Source organism: Tractidigestivibacter sp. (assembly GCF_050946515.1).
Classification (GTDB): Bacteria; Actinomycetota; Coriobacteriia; order Coriobacteriales; family Atopobiaceae; genus Tractidigestivibacter.
This window is the reverse complement of sequence record NZ_JBMNUX010000002.1, coordinates 56,343-78,118: the sequence shown is the minus strand read 5'-3', so window position 1 is coordinate 78,118 and position 21,776 is coordinate 56,343. Positions and strand designations below refer to the sequence as shown.

18 protein-coding genes are annotated in these 21,776 nt (G+C 63.1%); 16 read left to right on the top strand and 2 right to left on the bottom strand.

Features of this window, described 5'->3' with window-relative positions; translation table 11 throughout:
* Position 1: 1 nt before the first annotated feature.
* On the bottom strand, positions 2–1,129 hold the full coding sequence (locus tag ACOYJL_RS01655; RefSeq protein WP_433568464.1) for an ROK family protein: 1,128 nt from the start codon (positions 1,127–1,129) through the stop codon (positions 2–4).
* 127 nt (positions 1,130–1,256) lie between these two features.
* Between ACOYJL_RS01655 and xylB the strand changes: the two genes are divergently transcribed.
* From xylB to ACOYJL_RS01585, 14 genes are all read left to right on the top strand, one after another.
* Positions 1,257–2,735 (top strand): xylulokinase, encoded by a 1,479-nt coding sequence (gene xylB, locus ACOYJL_RS01650; protein ID WP_433568463.1) that lies wholly within the window; start codon positions 1,257–1,259, stop codon positions 2,733–2,735.
* 2 nt (positions 2,736–2,737) lie between these two features.
* Positions 2,738–3,382: a DUF4867 family protein gene (locus tag ACOYJL_RS01645; RefSeq protein WP_433568462.1), complete on the top strand. Its 645-nt coding sequence runs from the start codon at positions 2,738–2,740 to the stop codon at positions 3,380–3,382.
* Positions 3,383–3,414: 32 nt separating this feature from the next.
* Positions 3,415–4,908: an L-fucose/L-arabinose isomerase family protein gene (locus ACOYJL_RS01640; RefSeq protein WP_433568461.1), complete on the top strand. Its 1,494-nt coding sequence runs from the start codon at positions 3,415–3,417 to the stop codon at positions 4,906–4,908.
* A 143-nt stretch (positions 4,909–5,051) separates the two neighbouring features.
* Positions 5,052–5,525: a deoxycytidylate deaminase gene (locus ACOYJL_RS01635; RefSeq protein WP_433568460.1), complete on the top strand. Its 474-nt coding sequence runs from the start codon at positions 5,052–5,054 to the stop codon at positions 5,523–5,525.
* 142 nt (positions 5,526–5,667) lie between these two features.
* Positions 5,668–6,762 carry a DnaJ domain-containing protein gene (locus ACOYJL_RS01630; RefSeq protein WP_433568459.1) on the top strand — a complete coding sequence of 365 codons (1,095 nt, stop codon included), beginning with the start codon at positions 5,668–5,670 and terminating at the stop codon, positions 6,760–6,762.
* A 189-nt stretch (positions 6,763–6,951) separates the two neighbouring features.
* Positions 6,952–8,211, top strand: a complete 1,260-nt coding sequence (gene dnaJ / locus ACOYJL_RS01625; protein WP_433568458.1) for a molecular chaperone DnaJ — start codon at positions 6,952–6,954, stop codon at positions 8,209–8,211.
* Positions 8,208–9,521, top strand: a complete 1,314-nt coding sequence (locus tag ACOYJL_RS01620) for a MiaB/RimO family radical SAM methylthiotransferase (RefSeq protein ID WP_433568457.1) — start codon at positions 8,208–8,210, stop codon at positions 9,519–9,521. The genes dnaJ and ACOYJL_RS01620 overlap by 4 nt, the downstream gene beginning before the upstream one ends.
* A gap of 113 nt (positions 9,522–9,634) precedes the next feature.
* Complete coding sequence (locus tag ACOYJL_RS01615; RefSeq protein ID WP_433568456.1) at positions 9,635–10,615, top strand: PhoH family protein; 981 nt, start codon at positions 9,635–9,637, stop codon at positions 10,613–10,615.
* Positions 10,599–11,111 (top strand): rRNA maturation RNase YbeY, encoded by a 513-nt coding sequence (gene ybeY, locus ACOYJL_RS01610; RefSeq protein ID WP_433568455.1) that lies wholly within the window; start codon positions 10,599–10,601, stop codon positions 11,109–11,111. Before ACOYJL_RS01615 ends, ybeY begins: the two co-directional genes overlap by 17 nt.
* Positions 11,108–11,482 (top strand): diacylglycerol kinase family protein, encoded by a 375-nt coding sequence (locus ACOYJL_RS01605; protein WP_433568454.1) that lies wholly within the window; start codon positions 11,108–11,110, stop codon positions 11,480–11,482. Before ybeY ends, ACOYJL_RS01605 begins: the two co-directional genes overlap by 4 nt.
* Positions 11,483–11,578: 96 nt before the next feature.
* Positions 11,579–12,514 (top strand): GTPase Era, encoded by a 936-nt coding sequence (era, locus tag ACOYJL_RS01600; protein ID WP_433568453.1) that lies wholly within the window; start codon positions 11,579–11,581, stop codon positions 12,512–12,514.
* A 9-nt stretch (positions 12,515–12,523) separates the two neighbouring features.
* On the top strand, positions 12,524–13,270 hold the full coding sequence (gene recO, locus ACOYJL_RS01595; RefSeq protein WP_433568452.1) for a DNA repair protein RecO: 747 nt from the start codon (positions 12,524–12,526) through the stop codon (positions 13,268–13,270).
* A 587-nt stretch (positions 13,271–13,857) separates the two neighbouring features.
* Positions 13,858–14,136, top strand: coding sequence for a 30S ribosomal protein S15 (rpsO, locus tag ACOYJL_RS01590; RefSeq protein WP_433568451.1), 279 nt, complete (start codon positions 13,858–13,860; stop codon positions 14,134–14,136).
* Between the two features lie 138 nt (positions 14,137–14,274).
* On the top strand, positions 14,275–16,524 hold the full coding sequence (locus ACOYJL_RS01585; RefSeq protein WP_433568450.1) for a polyribonucleotide nucleotidyltransferase: 2,250 nt from the start codon (positions 14,275–14,277) through the stop codon (positions 16,522–16,524).
* A gap of 214 nt (positions 16,525–16,738) precedes the next feature.
* On the opposite strand, the gene ACOYJL_RS01580 is transcribed toward ACOYJL_RS01585, so the two are convergent.
* On the bottom strand, positions 16,739–19,522 hold the full coding sequence (locus tag ACOYJL_RS01580) for a glycoside hydrolase family 3 protein (RefSeq protein ID WP_433568449.1): 2,784 nt from the start codon (positions 19,520–19,522) through the stop codon (positions 16,739–16,741).
* 132 nt (positions 19,523–19,654) lie between these two features.
* Here ACOYJL_RS01580 and ACOYJL_RS01575 point away from each other — a divergent pair, with 132 nt between their 5' ends.
* On the top strand, positions 19,655–20,374 hold the full coding sequence (locus tag ACOYJL_RS01575; RefSeq protein WP_433568448.1) for a LytR/AlgR family response regulator transcription factor: 720 nt from the start codon (positions 19,655–19,657) through the stop codon (positions 20,372–20,374).
* 32 nt (positions 20,375–20,406) lie between these two features.
* On the top strand, positions 20,407–21,705 hold the full coding sequence (locus ACOYJL_RS01570; protein WP_433568447.1) for a hypothetical protein: 1,299 nt from the start codon (positions 20,407–20,409) through the stop codon (positions 21,703–21,705).
* Positions 21,706–21,776 lie beyond the last annotated feature (71 nt).

Here is a 21,776-nt window from a genome sequence, read left to right as displayed (position 1 = left end):
CTTAGAGGTTTTCTGCGAAGTCCTCGATGCAGAGAAGGGCCGCGCCTAGCTGGATGGCGTGTCTGAAAATGTGGGAGAGCGAGACGTAGCTTCCGTCCGAGCCAAAGCTGTCAAGCGCTGCCACCTCTCCTCTGATCTCACCGAGGTGCGGTTCAAAAAAGCGCACGACGCTGCCGCCCAGCACAACCTCGCAGTCAAGCGCCATGCGAATCGTGTTGATGCCGCGTGCCAGGTGGGTAAGGTAGTCGTTCCAGATCTCGGGGGCCTCGCCCTCGTTTGCGTCGAGCGCGGCAAAGAACTCCTCGAGCGTGATGTCAAGGTCGTCGGAGAGGCGACGCGTGGAGCAATACGCCTGCAGGCAGCCTCGCTTCCCGCAGGCGCACTCGCGCCCGTTCGGCTCGACGCAGATGTGCCCGAACTCGCCGCTTCGCCCGTGGTCGCCAGAATAGGTTGCTCCGTTGATCAGAATCGCGCCGCCAACGCCGCTCTCAAGGGAGAGGTAGGCGATGCTGCTGTCGTTGGTTGGCCGCGTGTACCATTCGGCGAATCCTCCCAGGTTGGCGTCGTTGCCGAAAAAGGTGCGATAGGGAATTGCGTCGCGGATGGGCCCAAGCGGGGTGTTGACGAGATTCATCGTTGAGGCGTGCGTAATCATGTCGGTTGCCTCGTCTATGATGCCGGGAATAGCGATGCCAACGCCAAGGAGCGTGTCCGGATCAATCTTGTTTTCGTCGATGAAGGTCTCAACCTCTTTCGCAATCATGCGACCAAGGCGCTGCCCTCCTTGGGCAAGCTCGTGGCGGATCGTCTTGGCGGCAAGCTCCTGGCGGCAGAGGTTGATCTCGATGATTCTAAAATGGTGGCCGGTCACCTGGACTCCTATTGCAGTCCGAGCGTCGGGGTTGATTCCGATCTGCGCCGCAGGCCGGCCGCCTGTTGACTCTTCATGGCCGATCACTCGTATCAGCCCGAGCTCATTGAGCTCGGTGAGGCTCTGATGCACTGTCGGTAGGCTGAGCCTCAGCTGGCTGGCCATGTACTGCTTTGTATAGGGAATGTCAGAGTCGAGAAGAAGTCGAAAAACACGGTTGCGTGTACGTCGGTGCCTGTCTGTGGTCTGGCTTTCCATTGTGCCTGTCACCTTTGTTTGCCCTTAGTTCCTCAGTTGCATAAATCTTACTTCATTTTTAAAAAATACTTTTTAAAAATAGTTTAGTGAAGTATATTTACAAAAGTGTCTTATGAAAGGAGCGGGGATGCTTTACATCGGGGTTGACTTAGGGACGTCGGCAACGAAGCTGCTTCTCATGGACGAGAGCGGCAAGATCATGAACATCGTGAGCAAGGAGTATCCAGTTGCCTATCCTCATCCAGGCTGGGCAGAGCAGGACCCCATCGACTGGTGGGATGCCGTGAGAGCGGGCATTCCTGAGCTCGTCCAAGGGTTCGATGCCGGCGAGGTGCGCGGAATCGGCTGTGCCGGCCAGATGCACGGACTCGTGGCGCTGGACAAGGACGACCAGGTGCTGCGGCCTGCGATTCTCTGGAACGACGGACGCTCCGAGAAGCAGGTTCGCTACCTGAACTACACGATTGGCCGAGAAAAGCTCAGCTCCTGGACTGCCAACATCGCATTCGCAGGCTTCACGGCGCCGAAGATCCTTTGGATGCGCGATCAGGAGCCCGAGCTCTTCTCGCGCATCGACAAGATCATGCTCCCGAAGGACTATGTCAACTACCGCCTGACCGGAAAGTTCACGACTGACTTCTCCGACGCTTCGGGGATGCTGCTCTTGGACGTCGAGCATCGCCGCTGGAGTCCTGAGATGCTCAAGATCTGCGGCATCACCGAAAGCCAGCTGCCCAAGCTTCACGAGAGCTTCGAGGCCATAGGCACCCTGCGTCCTGACGTCGCTCGCGAGCTCGGCCTGGGCGAGGACGTCGTGGTCGCGGCTGGGGCGGGGGACAATGCCGCCGCTGCCGTGGGCACCGGCGCCGTGGGCGATGGTCGCTGCAACATCAGCCTTGGCACCTCAGGCACCATCTTTATCACGTCGGGCGCCTTCCGTCTTGACCAAGAGAACGCCCTTCACTCATTCGACCACGCCGATGGCGGCTACCACCTTATGGGGTGCATCCTCTCGGCGGCAAGCTGCAACCGCTGGTGGAGCGAAGAGGTCGTCGGCACCAAGGACTACCCGTCGCTCCAAGAGGGCATCGACCTTGCCGACGCGAGCACAAGCCTCACCTACTTCCTCCCGTATCTCATGGGAGAGCGCAGCCCTCACAACGACCCGGCCGCGCGCGGCGCCTTCGTTGGCATGCGCATGGACACCCCGCGCCACGAGATGACGCGCGCGGTTCTCGAGGGCGTGTCCTTCGCCTTCAGGGACTGTCTTGACATTGCCCGCAAAGAAGGCATCGAGGTCAGCTCCAGCACAGTGTGCGGCGGAGGCGCCAAGAGCCGCCTTTGGCTCGAGATGCTCGCCACCATCCTCAACGTGACGCTTGAGCTTCCCCAGACAGAGCAGGGGCCGGGGCTTGGCGGCGCCATGCTCGCGGCCGTGGCGTGCGGCGCATATCCCACAGTCGCTGACTGCGCGGGGTCCATCGTACGAATAAAGGACAGGGTGCAGCCCCGCGCGGAGCTCGTTGAAGGGTATTCGCGCCGCTACGAAGTCTGGCGTGGCCTCTATCCGGCGCTCAAGGATTCGTTTTCGAAGATGGGGGAGTAGAGATGCAGATTCATGAGGTGACGGAGGCGCTCTTTTCCTCGTACGGTCGCGTCGTTAGGTGCCCCAAGCGCCTGGTCGCGCCTATTGTTGAGGCGCTTGCGACCAAGACGCCGCTTCCCGAGGCAACGGACTACGTTGCCGAGGAGCCTGCCGTCCAAGAGCTCGCCGAGGCAAAGGAGCTCGCTCCGGCGCTCTTCGGCGGCCTTCCCGTAGAGTTTGGCTGGTGCAACGGCCACAACACGAGGCTCAACTGCCTTGAGTACCACCGCTCGAGCGAGTTCAACCTGGGCACCGAGGACTTCGTGCTGCTCCTCGCACGCCAGGATCAGATTGCGGACGGCGTGCTCGACACGTCTGACGTCGTTGCCTTCCGCGTGCCGGCTGGCGTTCTTGTTGAGGTCTATGCCACAACGCTTCATTATGCGCCCTGCCACGTGGACCCGTCGCGCGGCTTCAAGGTGCTGGTCGCCCTCCCCAAAGGCACCAACGGCCCCAAGCCCTCCAAAGTTGTGGACGCCCTCGACGCTGAGCTGCTCTGGGCTAACAACAAGTGGCTGCTCGCGCACTCTGAGAGCGCCGAGGCCGCCCAGGGCGCAAAGGTCGCCTTAGCGGGTGAGAACGTGGACATCGCGGACTGCCTCGCCTGAGACGCCGCTAGAGAGAAAGAGAGAGGACACACATGCATTCCGATAACATCCCTGAGGTCAAGCTCGGCATCATTGCGGTCTCCCGCGACTGCTTTCCCATCCAGCTCAGCGAGCGTCGTCGCTCTGCGATTGTTGAGGCCTGCGCCAAGCGCGGCCTTCAGGTGATCGAGGTCGCCAGGACCGTCGAAAGCGAGGCCGACATGGCCGCTGCCGTGCGCGAGGCAACAGAGGCCGGGGCAAACGCACTCACCGTGTTTCTCGGCAACTTCGGCCCCGAGACGCCTGAGACCCAGATCGCGCAGCGCTTCGACGGCCCTTGCATGTTCGTGGGGGCGGCCGAGGGGGACGGCAACCTCATCGACGGCCGCGGAGACGCCTACTGCGGCATGCTCAACTGCTCCTACAACCTCGGGATGCGCCACATCAGGGCGCACATCCCCAGCTACCCCGTCGGCACCGCCGACGACATCGCGCAGATGATGGCCGACTTCGTTCCCGTGGCCCGTGCCGTCATCGGCCTCTCGCACCTCAAGATCATCACCTTCGGGCCGCGCCCGCAGGACTTCTTCGCCTGCAACGCCCCCATCAAGGGGCTCTACGAGCTGGGCGTCGAGGTGGAGGAGAACTCCGAGCTTGACCTTCTCGTCTCCTTTAAGGAGCACGAGGGCGACTCTCGCATCCAAGCGATCTGCGACGACATGGCGGCAGAGATGGGCGAGGGCCGCTACTATCCCGACCTGCTGCCGCGCATGGCGCAGTTCGAGCTGACGCTGCTCGACTGGGCGGACGCCCACAAGGGCAGCCGCGACTACGTGGCCTTCGCCGACAAGTGCTGGCCGGCGTTCCCGAGCCAGTTTGGCTTTGAGCCCTGCTTCGTCAACAGCCGCCTCGTCTCGCGCGGCATCCCCGTGGCCTGCGAGGTCGACATCTACGGCGCCCTCTCCGAGTACATCGGCATGTGCGCCTCGGACGACACCGTGACCTTGCTTGACATCAACAACTCTGTGCCAAAGAGCCTCTACGACGAGAAGGTCGCCCCCGCGTATCCTGGCGTGCGCCTGACCGACACCTTCATGGGCTTCCACTGCGGAAACACCCCCAGCTGCAAGATGTGCGCTGACCGCGCGGTCAAGTACCAGCTCATCCAGCATCGTCTGCTTGAGCCGGCAGGCTCCGAGCCCGACTTCACTCGCGGCACGCTCGAGGGCGACATCGCTCCTTCCGACATCACGTTCTACCGCCTGCAGTGCGACTCTGAAGGGCAGCTGCGCGCCTACGTGGCCGAGGGACGCATCCTCGACGTGCCCACGGGCTCCTTCGGCGGCATAGGCGTCTTCGACATCCCCGAGATGGGGCGCTTCTACCGCCACGTCCTTCTCGAGAAGCGCTACCCGCACCACGGCGCCGTGGCCTTCAGCCATTGTGGCCGCGCCCTCTTTGACGTCTTCCGCTACCTGGGCATCGCCGACATCGCCTATAACCAGCCCGCGTCCGTGCCGTATCCTACCGAGAACCCGTTCGAGTAAAGCTTTCCGGCCAGGGGCTGAGCGAGCCTTGCCGCTCAGCCCCTGGCGCCCCTGCCTGTGATATCTTCCACTCTTGCGAGCGCGAGCCGCAAAACGCGGTAGAGTAGCTGGGGAAGAGCCCCGGAGTTTACTTGGGAGGACCTATGGCAGGGGAGCGAACCGACGTCATTAGCTGGGACGAGTTCTTCATGCGCGTGGCAATCGCCGCGAGCTTGAGGAGCAAGGACCCGAACACGCAGGTAGGAGCCTGCATTGCCGATACCAACCACCGCATCCTCTCGGTTGGCTATAACGGAACGCCCTCGGCGCTGACCGACGAGGCATTCCCTTGGGGCGCCTCCGACGACCCGCTCTACGACAAGCACAGCTACGTGATCCATGCCGAGGCCAACGCGATCCTCAACTATCGAGGCTCTCTCAAGGACATGGGCGGAGCTACGGTGTACGTGACGCTCTTCCCCTGCCACGAGTGCGCAAAGATGCTGGTACAGGCAGGCATCGGTGAGGTCGTCTATCTGGACGACAAGTACAACGGCACGATGGACAACCAGATTTCCAAGCACGTGCTTGACGAGTGCGGAGTAAGCTACCGCTCCATCAGGCTCTCGGACGCCTAGCCTTAAAATCCCCTGCAAGATAGGCATTTCTCGTTCGTGACTTTATGGCCGCGAGAGAAGTTTTTTGTTTGGCGAGGAGCACAATTGGATAAAAGCCCCCACAGAACGGGGTCAGCCCAGCTATGACTTTCAGGAGACTGCCATGTCGGCAATGAACGAGAAGGACTACTACGCCATCCTTGGCGTCTCGAAGGATGCCTCAACCGATGAGATACGCAAGGCGTTCCAGCAGAAGGCCAGGACGCTTCACCCCGACGTGAACAAGGCGCCCGACGCCGAGGAGAAGTTCAAGGAGGTCTCGGAGGCATACGCCGTTCTTTCGGACCCCGAGAAGCGCGCGCGATATGACGCCATGCGCTCTGGCTCGTATGGCGGAGGCTCAGCGTCTCCCGCTGGAAGCTACGGCGGCTACGGTGACTGGGGATTCCCGTTTGGTGGCGCCCCCGCTGGTCGCAGCCGCAGGGCCCAGAGACGCTCTCGCTCGTATAACCCTCGCGTGGGCTCCGATATCGTCTTTGACCTCACCTTGGATGACAGCCTCGCAAAAAACGGCGGTAGGCGCGCCATCACCTACCAGCGCTATAACACCTGCGAGCACTGCCATGGCCACGGCTCGGTTGAGGCCGCGCATCCCGAGACCTGCCCAACCTGCCATGGGACGGGGCACATCTCGGTCGACCTGACGAGCCTTTTCGGCATCGGCGTCATGGAGATGGAGTGTCCCGAGTGCGAGGGCACGGGGCGCGTCGTGGCTGACCCCTGCGAGGCATGCGGAGGCACCGGCCGCGTGCTCACGGCGAGCGAGGTCGTGGTCGAGGTCCCGGCAAACTCCCATGACGGCGACGAGGTGCGCGTCAAGGGCAAGGGTAACGCGGGCACCAACGGCTCCGCGTCCGGGGACCTTGTCTGCCGCTTTGTTGTAGAGGCAGAGCGCATGACGCCCATGCAGGACTCCGGCTTCAGGACGATAGGATTCGCGCTGCCGTTCTTGATCTTTGGCGCCATCGCTGGCACGCTCTCAGGGCTTGCGGCCTTCCTTGTTGTGATGGGCGTGCTCGGTCTGGTCATGATCATGGGCGGAGGCGGCTTCAAGTCAAGCGGCCGATGGTGGAGAAACGCCTCGCGCGCGATGCTGAACGGCGCGGCCCTTGGGCTGGTGATGGCGCTTCTTACGGTGTCGATGTACTCGTGCGCAGCAACGCCGCGCTACACCTACGGGTACGGCTACTCGATGTGACAAGGCCGCAGGCAGCCTTACACTGAATGCTTTCCAAAAAAGGATGGCGCGCAGACGAAAGATGCGCGCCATCTTTGGGTAAAGTGAGCTGTTGGACGTGGGATTATACGGCCTGCGCCCATTGTTTTTTGGACTTGAGCGGCGCCCCACATCTGCGAGGCGTCTTGTGGTTGTGGGAGTTTGGTGAGAGTGGAAGCGAAAAAGGACTACTACGAGGTGCTGGGCGTTCCTCGCGACGCCGACGCCAAGACGATTAAGCGGGCGTTTCTCGAGAAGGCGCGCAAGCTTCACCCAGACGTTTCGGACGATCCTGACGCCGAGGAGAAGTTCAAGGAGGTAAACCAGGCCTACACCGTGCTCTCCGACGAGAAGGCGCGCGCGAACTACGATCGCTATGGCGACGAGAACGGTCCTGCCGGCTTCGGCTCTGACTACGTCGACATGTCAGACATCTTCAATGGGACTGGCTTCGGCATAGACGACATCTTCGACTCTTTCTTTGGCGGCGGCGCCAGTGGCATGGGACACCAGACGCGCACGCGCGGGCGCGACATGGGCGTGCGCCTGAGCATCACGCTGGCCGAGGCGGCCGCAGGCTGCACCAAGACCATCGCCTACGAGCGCCTGGCGCCCTGCGACGACTGCAACGGCACCGGCTTGGCCGAAGGCGGCCACGAGCGCACCTGCGATCGCTGCCACGGCACCGGCCGCGTCGTGCAGGTGCAGCGCACGATCTTCGGCCAGATGCAGAGCCAGACCACCTGCCCCGTCTGCCATGGCTCGGGCAAGGTCATCGACAATCCCTGCCCCACCTGCCAAGGCCAAGGCCGCGCTCCCTCTCGCGAGAAGGTCGAGATCAAGATCCCCGCAGGCGTGCACTCCGGTCAGACCATCACGGTCGAGAACATGGGAGAGGCCGGCGTTCGGGGCGACCGTTCTGGCGACCTCGTGGTGAGCATCGAAGTCGAGGCCGACGAGCGCTTTGAGCGCCAGGGCGACGACCTCTATACGACGGTCAAGGTCGACGCGCTCGAGGCAATCGTGGGCACGTCAGTCACGATCGACGGCATCATGAAGGGCGAGCGCGTCCGCGTCGAGATTCCCGCTGGCTCCCAGAACGGCGACCAGATCTCCGTTGAGCGTCGCGGCATGCCGCGCTCCGGCATGATTGCCCGCGGCAAGCTCGTCTGCGTCGTGCAGATCGTCGTTCCCACAGACCTCACAAAGGCGCAGCTCCTCGACGTCGCGAGCCTCGTCGCAGACCGAAAGCTTGACGAGCCTAGCGAGGAAGAAGAGGAGGAGAACGGGGAGTCTAGCGGCAAGGACGCTGCTGCCGAGCACTTCGCCGAAGAGGAGAAGTGGCGCGCGCCCAAGAACCCGTTCAAGAGCGAAAGGGGCAAGTCTGACAGGGGTCGCTCCTCTCGCCAGCGCAAAGGATCTGGCAGGTGAGCGTCAGTGGTGCCCGTGTGGCAATCGTCAGCCTGGGATGCCGTGTAAACCGCGTTGAGAGCGACCGCATTGCCGACCAGCTCGTCGCTGCCGGCGCGCAGATCGTCAGCGAGGCCGATGGGGCCGATGCGATCGTGGTGAATACCTGCGCGGTCACCGCCGAGGCCGAGGCCAAGGCAAGAAAGGCCATTCGGCACGCGGCGTCTCTCTCGGGGGAGCCCGTCGTTGTCGCCACGGGGTGCGCGGCGAGCCTGTTTGCCGGCGAATTCTCGTCTCTTGCAAAAAACGTGCTGGTAGAGCGCGACAAGGATCGCCTTGCCGACGTGTTGGTCAAGGCTCTCGAAAGCCGCGAGGGCAGCTTCGACGCCGTATCCGCCGCCCCCTCGAGGGCCGTTCCGGTCTCTGCCTCCATGCCTACGCCCACCGGTCGCACGCGTCCCGGAATCAAGATTCAGGACGGCTGCGACAATCGCTGCACCTATTGCATCGTGTGGAAGGCGCGCGGCGCCGGTCGCTCCGTGGATGCCGCTCGGGTGCGCGAGCTCGTGCTCGAGTCGCTTTCCCGCGGCGCCCGCGAGGTGGTGCTCACGGGCATCAACCTGGGCTGCTACGAGGGGACGCTTCCCGATGGGACGGCGGTCAGGCTGGGCGGGCTTCTCGACTGGCTGCTCTCGACCACAGACGTGGGCCGCATCCGCCTGTCCTCTATCGAGCCGCCTGACGTCACGGACGATTTGCTCTCGGTGATGGCTGCATCGCGCGGCCGTGTCGCGCCTTTCTTGCATATCTGCCTGCAGTCTGGCTGTTCCTCCACGCTCTCTCGCATGGGGCGAGCCTATGACGCCGACGACTACATGGACGTTATCCGCCGCACGCGCTCGGCGCTTCCTGACGTGTCGCTCGGCACTGACCTCATCGTGGGATTTCCTGGCGAGACCGACCAGGAGTTCGAGGAGAGCCTCTCGCTTTGCAAGGAGGCGGGCTTCTCGCGCATGCACGTCTTTCGCTACTCCAGGCGCCCCGGAACCCCTGCGGCGACGGCTCCTAACCAAGTTGACCCTCGCGTGATGGCGGCGAGAAGCGCGCGCGTCCGCGCCCTTGCCAAGGAGATGCGCGCAGCCGAGGCCCAGAGGCGCGTGGGCAAAGAAGATCTTGTGCTCGTGCAGGCTGCGGCGTCGGGAGTGTCGGGCGGCCTTTACGACGTGGCGCTTGCGGGCGGGCGGGCAGAGCAGGCGAAGCCCGGCGAGCTTGTCCGCGTTCGCGTGACGGGAGTTCGCGACGGAGACACTCTGGTGGCCTCTGTCTTGTAGGCTCTCTTGGCGTGCTGGTTGGGCCGTCGGTTAGCCCACATGCCATGGTGGTAGAATTTCCAACACGCACATGAGGCCGCGCCAGGGGCGGCCTCCCGGCATGATGGAGGAGCATGGACCCAACTCGCGTTCGCTTGACCATTCCCGACTCTGTTGACCCGACGGTCCTCATGGGGCCCGCTGACTCGCTGCTCAGACGCGTCGAGAGCGCTTTCAGCCAGGTCATGGTAGCCGTTCGGGGCAACCAGGTGACCATCGAGGGCAGCTCGGAGGACGTCGACAACGTGACGTCTGTCTTCTCGCGCCTGATTCGCCTTGTCGAGGTCGGCGAGACTCCAACGGTCGAGGACGTGGACCTTCTTGTCGGGCAGGTCATGAACGGAGCCGAGGCGGCGCCCAACTTCTCCGACGACATCCTCCTGACCTTCCGAGGGCGCGCAGTGCGACCCAAGACCGCAGGCCAGAAGCGCTACGTCGATTCCATTCGCAACAATACGATCACCTTCGGCGTGGGACCAGCCGGCACTGGCAAGACCTACCTTGCCATGGCGATGGCCGTTGCCGCGCTCAAGCGCCGCGAGGTCGGCCGCATCGTGCTGACGCGCCCCGTCGTCGAGGCTGGGGAGTCGCTGGGATACCTTCCCGGCACGCTTCAGGAAAAGCTTGATCCTTATGTGCGCCCGCTTTACGACGCGCTCTTCGACATGACTGACATGGAACGTTGCAACGCCTACATCGAGCAGGGCATCATCGAGATTGCTCCGCTCGCCTTCATGCGCGGGCGCACCTTCAACGACGCCTTCGTGATCTTGGACGAGGCGCAAAACACCACGCCTGAGCAGATGAAGATGTTTCTTACGCGCCTGGGCTTCTCGTCCAAGTTCGTCGTCACAGGCGACCCCTCGCAGCGCGACCTTCTCGGGAAGAGCGGGCTCGGGCAGGCGCGCGAGGTCCTAAAGGGCATCGACGGCATCTCCTTTGTCGACCTTGACAGAAACGACATCGTGCGGCACTCGCTTGTCGCGCGCATCGTGGATGCCTACGAGCGCATGGAGAAGAAGACAGAGGAGGCCGAGAATGGCAAACGAGTATGACCTCTCGTGCGAGGAGGGTGTCGTCTCGCCTGTCAGCGAGGATGAAATTTGCTCAGACCTCGACCGCGTGCTGGCAGAGGAGGGCGTCGAGCGTCCTTGCCTCGTGTCCGTCTCGCTTGTGAGCGACGAGCGCATCCACGAGCTGAACCTTGAGTGGCGCGGCGTCGACCGCCCGACCGACGTCGTCTCGCTCGAGTGCGAGCGTCCAGATGACCCCGACCTTGCTCCGGGAGAGCCCTGCGAGCTGGGAGACATCGTACTGGCGCCGGCTTATATCTCTCGCCAGGCGGAGGGCTTTGGCACCACGGCGGCCGATGAGTTTCGCCTGCTTCTGGTGCACGGATGCCTTCACCTTCTGGGCTATGACCACCTTGAGGACGCAGAGGCCCAGGTCATGGAGGCTCGCGAGGACGAGCTTCTCGCGCTCATGCCGCATGACGGGGCCCCGCGCACGCACACGCTCACGCGCCATCGCCAGGGGGTGGATGACCAATGATCCCAGGATCTAACAGCGACCATCCCTCGTTCAAGAAGAGCTTCCTCTTTGCAATCCAGGGCTTTCGGACGGCGGTGCACACCGAGCGCAACATCAAGGTGATGCTTGCCGCCGGCGTCGGCGCGATCGTGCTGGGCTTCATTGTGGGTCTTGACCCGCTGAGCTGGGCGATTGTCCTGGTTTGCTGCGGCGTCGTAATCTCTGCGGAGCTTCTTAACACCGCCGTCGAGACGACGATCGACCTCGTGTCTCCCGAGTTCCACCCGCTCGCCGGCCGCGCCAAGGACATTGCGGCAGCGGCGGTCTGGGTGCTTTCCGTCCTCGTGGGAATCGTGGGCGTCATCGTCTTTGCGAACGCCATCTTTTTCTAGCGCGTATGTCGCGGGCGCAAGGCTTTGGCCGCTTGGCGAGAGCGCCGCGGACGAGCATCGCGGGTCGCCTTGCGGAATAGCTTGATGGAGGATTTCATGGGCAACAGGAGTAGTGACATTTCTGGGGGAGGAGGGCAGCCGTTCAAGAGCGGCTTCGTCGCGCTTGTCGGTCGTCCGAACGTGGGCAAGTCAACGCTGCTCAACGCTTGCATGGGAGAGAAGGTGGCCATCACCAGCCCCGTTGCGCAAACCACGCGCAAGAGGCTCCGTGCGGTGGTGAACACGCCCTCCTCGCAGCTTGTCATCATCGACACGCCGGGCCTTCACAAGCCGAAGGACAGCCTCGGCAAGGAGCTCAACAAGGCTGCGCTCGCGGAGCTTGCCGACGCCGACGCCGTCGCCATGCTGATTGACGCGACAAAGCCGGTCGGCACGGGCGACGAGTGGGTAGGCCGCCACGTGGCCGGCTCCGAGGCCCCCTACAAGCTGCTCGTGATTACAAAGGCCGACAAGGCGAACCCCGAGCAGATAAACAAGCAGCTCGAGGCGGCGCGAAAGCTTGCGGACTTTGACGACGAGCTTGTCGTCTCCGCTCGCGAGAACTTCAACGTCGACGCCTTCGTCGACCTCGTGTCGGAGCACCTGCCCGAAGGGCCCAAGTGGTTCCCGGACGACATGACCACTGACGCCACGCCCGAGGACCTTGTCGCGGAGTTCGTCCGCGAGAAGCTCTTCCTGAACTTGAGGCAGGAGGTCCCGCACTCGGTTGGTGTCATCTGCGATGACATCGAGTACGCCAAAGACGGTCACGCGTCCGTTACCTGCACGGTTCTCGTTGAGCGCGAGGGGCAGAAGGGCATCATCGTCGGCAAGGGCGGCTCGATGATCAAGAAGGTCGGCATCGAGGCGCGCCGCGACGTCGAGAGGCTTCTTGGGTGCAAGGTGTACCTTGACCTGACGGTGAGGGTCCAGCCACAGTGGCGCCGCGACGCCAACGAGATTCGCCGCCTGGGCTATAGCGCCGACGAGTAGGCGAACGCGTTGGCTTCCCGCACCTATCGGACGAAGGCGATCGTCCTCCAAAAGACCAAGCTCGGCGAGCAGGACTTGATCCTCACGATGCTGGCTGCAGATGGATGCCAGGTTCGCGCCGTAGCGAAGGGTGCCCGCAAGCCCGGCGGGCGCCTGGCCGCGCGCTGCGAGCTCTTCTCTGAGACTGACTTCTTGATTGCCCGGGGAAGGAACCTCGACGTTGTCTCCGAGGCGTCGCTCCTGGAGCCTCATGCCAACCTTCGGGGCGACTACCTGCGCTTTACTGCGGGGGAGTGCGTGCTTGAGCTTGCGCGGACGACCTGTTTCCAGGACGCGCCAGACCCGTTTTTGTACCCGCTGCTTTCTCGCGCGCTGAGGGCGCTCGAGGAGGCTCCGGACCAGGCGCACCTCGACCTTGCCTGCGCGGCGTACGCCTTCAAGGTCTGCGCCCATGGTGGGTGGCGGCCGGTGCTCGACTCCTGCGTCGCCTGCGGAGACCCGCACCCCACGTGGTTCTCGGTCCAGGCGGGAGGGGCGCTCTGCGAGAGCTGCGCCCGCGAAGTCGAGGGCGCCGAGCCCGTGAGCGAAGAGTGGCTCGCCTGGGTTGCGGCTCTGATTGGTCTGACGTTTGACCAGCTGCAAGAGGCTGCCGTCACGAGCGAGACCGCGCTGTCGCTCCTCAGCACGGCGCACGTCTGGTGCGCCACCCACCTTGACGCCCGCCTTCGCGCCTTCGAGTTCCTCCTATCCGTGTAGAGTCTGTAGAGTCTGGCGCGCGTCACGGTCCCTAGTTTCCGCCTTCAGCCGCCGCGACCCTATGCCACAGCGCTTCAGCCCTCACGCGAAGCGCCCTGCCAAGTTGTGCGACTTTTGCGGCATCAGAAGTCGCATAACTTGTCAGGTCGGGCATCAGAAGTCGCACAAGTTGGCAAAACCGTCATCAGAAGTCGCATAACTTGTCAGGGGCGAGCATCAGAAGTCGCGCAACCTGGCACGTCCCCATCGCACGGGCATCAGAAGTCGCGCAACCTGGCAGCTCCCATCGTGCGGGCATCAGAGGTCGCGCAACCTGGCACGTCCCCATCGTGTGGGCATCAGAGGTCGCGCAACCTGCCAGCTCCCATCGCGTGGGCATCAGAGGTCGCGCAACCTGGCAAGACCCATCTAGAAAATGCGTGGCGCAAGCTGTGAAAATGCCGCGAAGATGCTGTTAATCGCGGGGTTATTGGCAAAGGTCGGCTCAAGTGTGGTACTTTGGTTCAGTCATTACCCCGTACTTAGTGGCTTGCCGGCTGCCTGGCGGTCATCTCAGTTCGGGGCGAATCTATGCGAAAGGAGTTTTCATGGCAGTCACCAAGGAACGCAAGGCCGAGCTCATCAAGCAGTATGGCAAGGACGAGCACGATTCCGGCTCTGCTCCTGTCCAGGTTGCTCTGCTCACCGAGCGCATCAAGGGCCTGACCGAGCACATGAAGTCCCACCCGAAGGACTTCCACTCTCGTCGCGGCCTGCTGATGCTCGTCGGCAAGCGTCGTCGTCTGCTGTCCTACATCAAGGCTCAGGACATCGAGGAGTATCGTTCCCTCATCAAGAGCCTCGGCATCCGCGACAACATCCAGTAACCAGGTTTCACGGGGGGCGCCTGCGGGCGCCCTTCTGTTGTGCGCCTAAGACAAGCGAGGGCGCCGCGGGAGGCTGCCTGAGGGCATCCCGCAAGACGGCCCGCCTGCAATGGGGCAGGCGGAGATAAGAGGAAAAGTATGGCAAAGGTAACACACGAGTTCGACCTCTACGGAAAGCACTACGCTCTCGAGACGGGCGAGCTCGCCAAGCAGGCCACGGGCGCCTGCGTCGTGAAGTCGGGAGATTCTACGGTCCTTCTTACCGCCGTGGTCTCCAAGGAGCGCAAGAACTACGACTTCTTCCCCCTGACGGTCGACTTCATCGAGAAGATGTACGCCGTGGGCCGCATCCCCGGCGGCTATCTCAAGCGCGAGTCTCGTCCTTCCGAGAAGGCCACGCTCACGGCCCGCATGATTGACCGCCCGCTGCGCCCGAGCTTCCCGGACGGCTTCCGCAACGAGGTCCAGATCGTCGCCACCACGCTCGTGGCCGACCAGGTCCATCCCGTCGACACCATCTGCGTCATGGCCGCGTCGGCCGCGCTTACCGTCGGCGGCGTGCCCTTCGAGGGGCCGCTTGCCTGCGTGCGCATCGGTCGCGACCGCGACACCCACGAGTTCATCGTGAACCCGACCTACGAGGAGCGCGACAATTCCGACCTCGACCTGGAGCTCGGCGGCTCTGCCGACTTCATCTCGATGCTCGAGGCCGGCGCTGACGAGATCTCCGAGGAGGACATGCTTGACGCCATGGCCTTCGGCCAGAAGGCAATCGCCGCCTTCTGCGAGGAGGAGAAGAAGTTCTTCGCCAAGGTCGAGGAGGTCAACGGTCCCATCAAGCAGCGCGAGTACATCTTGGACGAGCCCGTCCCCGAGGTCCACGACCGCATCTTCGCCCACTACGACGAGATGAGCGCCGCCCTCAAGGACGCCGACAAGCTCTCCCGCATCGACAAGGTGGAGGCCCTGAAGGAGTCCATCAAGGCCGAGTTCACCGAGGACGAGCAGGTCGAGTGGGAGCGCGAGATCCCCGTCGAGCTCAAGAGCCTCGAGAAGCACGCCATGCGCCGCATGGTCGTCGAGACCGGCGAGCGCGTCGACGGCCGCACCGCCACCGAGGTGCGCCCGCTCATGATCAAGGGCGACTACCTGCCGCGCGTCCATGGGTCCGGACTCTTCCAGCGCGGTCAGACCCAGGTGCTCTCGATCTGCACCCTGGGCATGCTCAACGAGTGGCAGCGCCTTGACACCATCGAGCCCGTCGACGGCAAGCGCTACATCCACCACTACAACTTCCCGCCGTACTGCACCGGCGAGACCGGCCGCATGGGCAGCCCCAAGCGCCGCGAGATCGGTCACGGCAACCTTGCCGAGCGCGCACTTCTCCCGGTGATCCCCTCCGAGGAGGAGTTCCCCTACACCATCCGCGTGGTCTCCGAGGTCATGGAGTCCAACGGCTCCAGCTCGATGGCTTCCACCTGCGGCTCGACGCTCGCCCTCATGGACGCCGGCGTGCCCATCAAGCGCCCGGTCTCTGGCGTGGCCATGGGCCTCATTCAGGAGGAGGGCAAGACCGTCGTCCTGACCGACATCCAGGGCCTCGAGGACTTCCTCGGCGACATGGACTTCAAGGTGACAGGCACCACCAAGGGCATCACCGCCATGCAGATGGACAACAAGGCCACCGGCCTTACGCCCGAGATCCTGCGCTCCGCGCTCATGCAGGCGCACGAGGGCCGCATGTTCATCCTCGACGCCATGCTCAAGGCCGTGCCCGCTCCGCGTCCCCACGCCAAGGAGACCGCGCCGCAGATCATCAGCCTCCAGATTCCGACCGACAAGATTCGTGACGTCATCGGCTCCGGCGGCAAGGTCATCCGCGGCATCCAGGAGGACACTGGCGCCACGATTGACATCCAGGAGGACGGCACCGTCTTCATCGCCGGCGTCGGCGGAGCAGGCGAGGCCGCGGCCGAGCGCATCAAGGCCATCGTGAAGGTCCCCGAGGTGGGCGAGGAGTACACCGGCCGCGTCGTGGGCATCCAGCCGTTCGGCGCCTTCGTCGAGCTCCTGCCCGGCAAGGACGGCCTGCTGCACATCTCGCGAGTGGCCAAGGGTCGCGTCGACAAGGTCGAGGACGTCCTGAACATTGGCGACGAGGTAAAGGTCAAGGTCCTCGACGTCGACGAGAAGGGCAAGATCAGCCTCGACCGCATCGACAAGCCCGAGGCCCCCGCTGGCTCCGGCAACCACAGCGGCCAGCGCCATGAGGGCAACGGCGAGCGCCGCACCCGCACCCGTCGCCATCCTGGCGACAAGGGCGAGGGCGCCTCTAAGAGCGAGAATGGCGAGCACCGCCAGCCCCGCCGCCACCACGATGCCCAGTAGCCTCTAGCCTCTGGCTCAGCAATCACACAGGAACGAAGGGCCGCCACACGCACCAGCGTGGCGGCCCTTCTCGTATCTTGCGGCCATGCACGAAACGCATCGGCTTGCATCGAGCGCGCGGAGGCACAAGCCCCCAAGAAAAAGGCCCCGCACCGGATTGTCCTCGGTGCGGGGTCGCTTGTAGCTATGGTGGCGGAGGCTGCGATCAGCCAAGCTACTTGGCTTGCTGCTGAGCCTTCCAGCGGTTCATCTTCTTGTGGCGACGCACGAAGTAGAGGGCGCAGAGCGCGATGAGGGCAGCCTGCACGAGGCAGAAGATAACCTGGAACGCGTAGGGTGTGGGCGTCGCGGTCTCGAGCGCGTCGGAGTTTGCCACGGTGTAGAGGATGTTGTGCGTGGCCGTGCGCAGCGCCTGGTGGCCGGCGGCGGTGTCGGTGACCTCGGAGGTCAGTCGCATGTTCTGCAGAAGGTTGAGCTCGAGGTCGTTTCCGGCGAAGAGGCAGCGGTTGATGTCAGAGGTGCTCGCGGCCATCGTGCAGTCGGTGATGACCATGCCATGGAATCCCCACTCGCCGCGAAGAACCGTCTGAAGGAGCGCGGAGCTCTCTGCGGTGGGCGTTGTGCCGATGCGGTTGAACGAGCTCATCATTGCCCTGGTTCCGCCGTCTTTCACGCAAATCTCGAACGGCTTCAGGTAGATCTCGCGCATGGCCTGCTCGTTTACCCAGGTCACGAGGCCGCCGTTGTCGCGGTTGGTCTCCTGGTCGTTGACCGCGAAGTGCTTGAGGTAGGCGTATACGCCCTCGTCCTGGATGCCCTGGATCTCAGCGGCAATCATCTCGCCGGAGAGCAGGCCGTCCTCAGAGACATACTCGTAGTTTCGGCCGCCGAAGGGACTCCTGTGGATGTTGACGGCAGGGGCGTAGAGCCCGCCGATGCCCATGGCCTTTGCCTCATCGGCAAAGAGCGTGCCAAGCTCCCGAGCAAGGTCCTTGTTCCAGGTGGTGCCCAGCACCGCCTCGCCGGTGAGCTGCGTGCCGGTGACGCCGGCCATGATGTTGTTCACGCCGTTGGGGCCGTCGCAGTCTACGATCGCGGGCTTGTCCACCGAGTCGACGTTCAGGTTGGTCCAGCCTCCGTTGCCTACCAGCAGCTCCATCTCGTTCAGAGTGACCTGGTCGAGAAGCGCGTCCCACTGGGGGTCGTCGTAGTCAAGGCCCTTCATGTCTGAAAGGGTGAGGCCGTTATCGGCGCCAAAGGTGACGTCTTCGGTCACGCTTGAGGTGTCGATGGGATCGGGGTTCGTCAGCGCCTCGATCTGCTCGTCGGTCGCGGACTTCGTGGACGCGGCGCGCTCGGTGGGCATGGTGCCGGCCCAGTCGGCGCGGCTCACATAGGTCAGGTTGTCGCCAAACGAGACGTCGTCGAACTGGTTGGTTGCCGCGACGAGGTCGCTCGAGCGCGCGCCGTCGTTTGCGTCGTTATAGATGTAGTCTCGGTCGACGGTCACGGTGCGTGAGTCCACGACGGTGTGGGAGTCGGTGCGCAGGCTGATCTGGTAGTCGCCTGCCTCGAGGACGTAGGCGCCTCCCTCGGCCTTAATGCCCGTGTAGTCGTAGGAGGCCATGTCCTCCTTGTCGAAGCTCACCGTGAGGGTCTGGCTCTCGCCGGGCTCGAGGAGCTTGGTCTTGTCAAAGCCGCCAAGCACGACGGAGCTCTTCTCGATGCCGCCAGGGGTGTAGGGCGCGCTGTAGTAGATCTCGACGACCTGCTTGCCTGCGACCTCTCCGGTGTTGGTCACGGTCACCGTCGCCGTGATGGTGGTCCCGTCGTCGGTCACGTCGTCAAGCGTCTCGTCGAAGGTCGTGTAGGAAAGGCCATAGCCAAACGGGTACTGCACGGTGGAGTCGTAGTCGATGTAGCCATCCTCGGCGGCGGTCTCATAGTAGCGGTAGCCCACGTAGATGCCCTCGACGTACTCGACGTAGTGATACGGGTTGGTTCCGGTCTCGGAGCTGCCGGTGCCTGCGAACATCGAGGTGTCGGTGTAGCTCACGTTGTCGTAGTCATAGGCGCCGAAGTTGTAGTAGCTCGGGGCGCTCGTGAGGTCATAGGCAAAGGTGTCGGCCGTCTTGCCAGAGGGGTTGACGGCACCGGTGAGCACGTTGCCCACGGCGTTGCATCCGGTCGAGCCAGGCGTGCCAATCCAGAGCGTGGCGTCGATTCCCTCGTCTTCCAAAAAGCCCAGCTCCATAACGTTGGGGCTGTTGAGAATCACGACGACGTTCTCGAAGTTCTCCTCGGCCATGGCGAGAAGGTCCTCCTCGTTGGGAGTGAGCTCCAGGTAGCTGCGGCCAGCCTCCGAGCCGCTGTAGTCGGCCATGTCCATCGGCACGTCCGCGCCCTCTCCGCCCTTGCGGGTGAGCACGACGATGGCGGTGCCGGAGTATGACTTTGCGCTCGAGATGACGTCGTCAGTATAGATGGACGCAGGCTCTTCGTAGAGGTTCCAGTCGGTGCCAACAAGGCCCATGTCCTCGGCCTCGAGGTGGTTTTCCTCGTAGAAGCTCACGAGGTCGGGGTTGACCGTGAGCCCTGCGTTCTCAAGTCCCTGGTAGAGGGTCACGTTCGAGGAGCTGTCGCCAGATCCTGAGCCCGTCCCGCCGTAGGAGAGGTCGGACACGGTGGAGCCAAAGACGTTGACCTTGTCGACGCCAGACAGCGGCAGCGCGCCATCGTTTTTCAGAAGGACTATTCCCTCGCCTTCGACCTCCTCGGTTATGGCGGCGGTTTGCTCGGAGGCCGCGGCCGCCTCCTCACTGTCCGCGCGAGAAGAGGAGTTCAGGAACGTGTTGATGATGCCCGAATAGGGCCTCACCACAAAGACCCCCACGATAGTGACCGCCGCGACAAGTCCAGCGACGATGCACATGAGGACAAACAGCAGGCGCTTCGGCCGCTTGACCTCTTTGGTCTTCTCTTTCGATCTTTTGACCATTGGTCCTCCTTACCTTCCTGCCACTTTGGATGACAGCCTTCCTTGTCACATTCGATATACTGGATGGGGCTCCTACGCAGGGAGTTTTGGCATGATTGCAGTTTTCTTTGGCATGATTGAAGGAGGGTGGCTGTGGCGGCTTATCGCGCTTTGATCGTCGAGGACACGCCCGAAGAGGCCGAGCGCCTGAAAGCGCATCTGTCTCGATACGCCTCCGAGCACGAGGACCTGTCCTTCTCGTGCCAGATTCTGGGATCTGCCTTGGAGTTTCTCGAAAAGCGGCCTGCGGCCGACATCGTCTTCATGGACATTGCCATGCCCGGAATCAACGGCATGGAGGCAGCCGAGGCAATGCGCGAGAAGGACCCCGAGACCCCGCTCATCTTTGTGACTGACCTTGCGCAGTATGCCGTCAAGGGATACCAGGTGGATGCGCTCGACTTCATGGTGAAGCCCGTCTCCTACGACGACTTCTCGCTGAGGATGGGTCGTGCGATGCGCGTCCTCGCTCGACGGCAGGGGAGAACCATCACCATCTCGACCACGGAGGGCACTTGCATCGTGGAGCTGAGCGAACTGCTCTATGTCGAGACATACCGCCATGACGTCCTGTACCACCTCGCCTCGGGAGAGGTGCTCAGAAACAGGAACTCTCTTGCGTCGCTCGAGCGCGAGCTGGCGCCCCAGGACTTTGTCCGCATTGCCGCAAGCCATCTGGTGAACATGGCGCAGGTCACGCGCGTGCGCAAGGACTCCGTCGTGATGACGAACGGAGATGAGCTCTTCTTTGGTCGCACGAGAAGAAAAGAGGCGCTCGAGCGCTTGGGTGCCTACATCGGAGGAACCATCTGATGGGCGTGGTCTTGCCCGCCGGAGGGGGTCTCTTGGGTCTTTCGACCCCGGCGGCGCTCTTCTCGGCAGCCTCGTCGCTTCTGCTTCCGGCCCTTCGCATCGTGCTTGGTTCGTGCCCGCTCGTTGCGGACGAAGGGCTTCGCGACGGCGCCGTGCGGCGCTCGCTCATTGTTGCTGCGGGCCTTGCGGTGCTCACGCTGGCCTATATTGGCTCGCTGGCGCGCTGGATGCGCGATGCCTACTACCTCGTGTTGCTCGTGCTGTTCTCGGTGCTCATGATAGGCATTGTCCTTGCGCTCCATTATCTCTATGACGTGCGGTGGATGGTTGCCGTCTTTGCTGGCACGGCGGGCTATACGGTTCAGAACCTCGCCTCGGGCGCAGACGAGATGGCGAGCCTTCTCGTGTCCGGCCATGGCGTCTCGGGCTTTGGCGACCCTCTCTATCCAGTCATCTTTCTTGCGGTGACCGCAATCGTCTATGTGCCCTATCGGCTGCTCTTCGTGAGCGCCGTTCGCAAGGCGGGGGTGCGGACGGTGCGGGACCGATCGCTTGTGCTGGTGATGTTCTTCGCAATGGCTGTGGTCATCGGCTTCGATCTCATTATCAAAAATCTTACCGATACCCGTGCCGTCGGCATTAGCATGGTGGCGCTTCTTCGTGGCGTGCATGGCCTTGCATGCGTCTTTGTGCTGTGGCTTCTCTACGAGCTGCTTGTTAGAAGCGGCCTCGCCGTCGACATGGCCGTGCAAAGGCGCCTGCTCAAGGAGCGCGACCGCCAGTTCGAGCTGTCAAAAAGAAGCATCGAGGTCGTGAACGCCCGCCTTCATGACGTTCGCCACAGCGTTCTGCGCCTTCTTGACGAGGCCGAACCAGGCATCGACCGTGCCACGCTTGCCGAGGTCGGCCGTCAGATCAGCGTCTATGACGCACGCGTGAAGACCGGAAACGAAGCCTTGGACACGGTGCTTACCGAGAAGCGCCTGGCATGCCTGCAGGCGGGGGCCACGCTTACCTGCGTGGCCGACGGCTCTGCGCTGTCTCGCATGGAGCCAGGGGAGGTCTACTCGCTCTTTGACGACCTTTTGACCTTTGCCCTCGAGTCTGGCGCGACCTCAATCTCGCTTACCGTGCGCGAGTCGCGTGGGGTGACCTCGATCCATCTTGAGAAGGGCGGCGCCCCCCTTGGTCACTCCTCTCCATCGCTGCCCTCAGAGGTCAAGCGAATCGCGGCGGCCCATGACGGAAGCGCCTCCTTCACGAACGGCTGCGTCGACGTTATCCTTATGGGGTGCGCATCCGAGCAGGAGGCTCGTGCCAACAGGCGCTAACTGCGCAAATGAGCTGTCCGGCTTTTTTCCTCTCAAAATCGCGACCGCCGACGGCAAAAAATCGACCGTGA

Coding starts and splice junctions, on each gene's coding strand:
- ACOYJL_RS01605 (WP_433568454.1), top strand. CDS start 11,108: ATGATCCCAGGATCTAACAGCGACCATCCCTCGTTCAAGAAGAGCTTC.
- ACOYJL_RS01615 (WP_433568456.1), top strand. CDS start 9,635: ATGGACCCAACTCGCGTTCGCTTGACCATTCCCGACTCTGTTGACCCG.
- ACOYJL_RS01635 (WP_433568460.1), top strand. CDS start 5,052: ATGGCAGGGGAGCGAACCGACGTCATTAGCTGGGACGAGTTCTTCATG.
- ybeY (WP_433568455.1), top strand. CDS start 10,599: ATGGCAAACGAGTATGACCTCTCGTGCGAGGAGGGTGTCGTCTCGCCT.
- ACOYJL_RS01630 (WP_433568459.1), top strand. CDS start 5,668: ATGTCGGCAATGAACGAGAAGGACTACTACGCCATCCTTGGCGTCTCG.
- xylB (WP_433568463.1), top strand. CDS start 1,257: ATGCTTTACATCGGGGTTGACTTAGGGACGTCGGCAACGAAGCTGCTT.
- ACOYJL_RS01580 (WP_433568449.1), bottom strand. CDS start 19,522: ATGGTCAAAAGATCGAAAGAGAAGACCAAAGAGGTCAAGCGGCCGAAG.
- ACOYJL_RS01645 (WP_433568462.1), top strand. CDS start 2,738: ATGCAGATTCATGAGGTGACGGAGGCGCTCTTTTCCTCGTACGGTCGC.
- ACOYJL_RS01585 (WP_433568450.1), top strand. CDS start 14,275: ATGGCAAAGGTAACACACGAGTTCGACCTCTACGGAAAGCACTACGCT.
- ACOYJL_RS01640 (WP_433568461.1), top strand. CDS start 3,415: ATGCATTCCGATAACATCCCTGAGGTCAAGCTCGGCATCATTGCGGTC.
- ACOYJL_RS01655 (WP_433568464.1), bottom strand. CDS start 1,129: ATGGAAAGCCAGACCACAGACAGGCACCGACGTACACGCAACCGTGTT.
- era (WP_433568453.1), top strand. CDS start 11,579: ATGGGCAACAGGAGTAGTGACATTTCTGGGGGAGGAGGGCAGCCGTTC.
- rpsO (WP_433568451.1), top strand. CDS start 13,858: ATGGCAGTCACCAAGGAACGCAAGGCCGAGCTCATCAAGCAGTATGGC.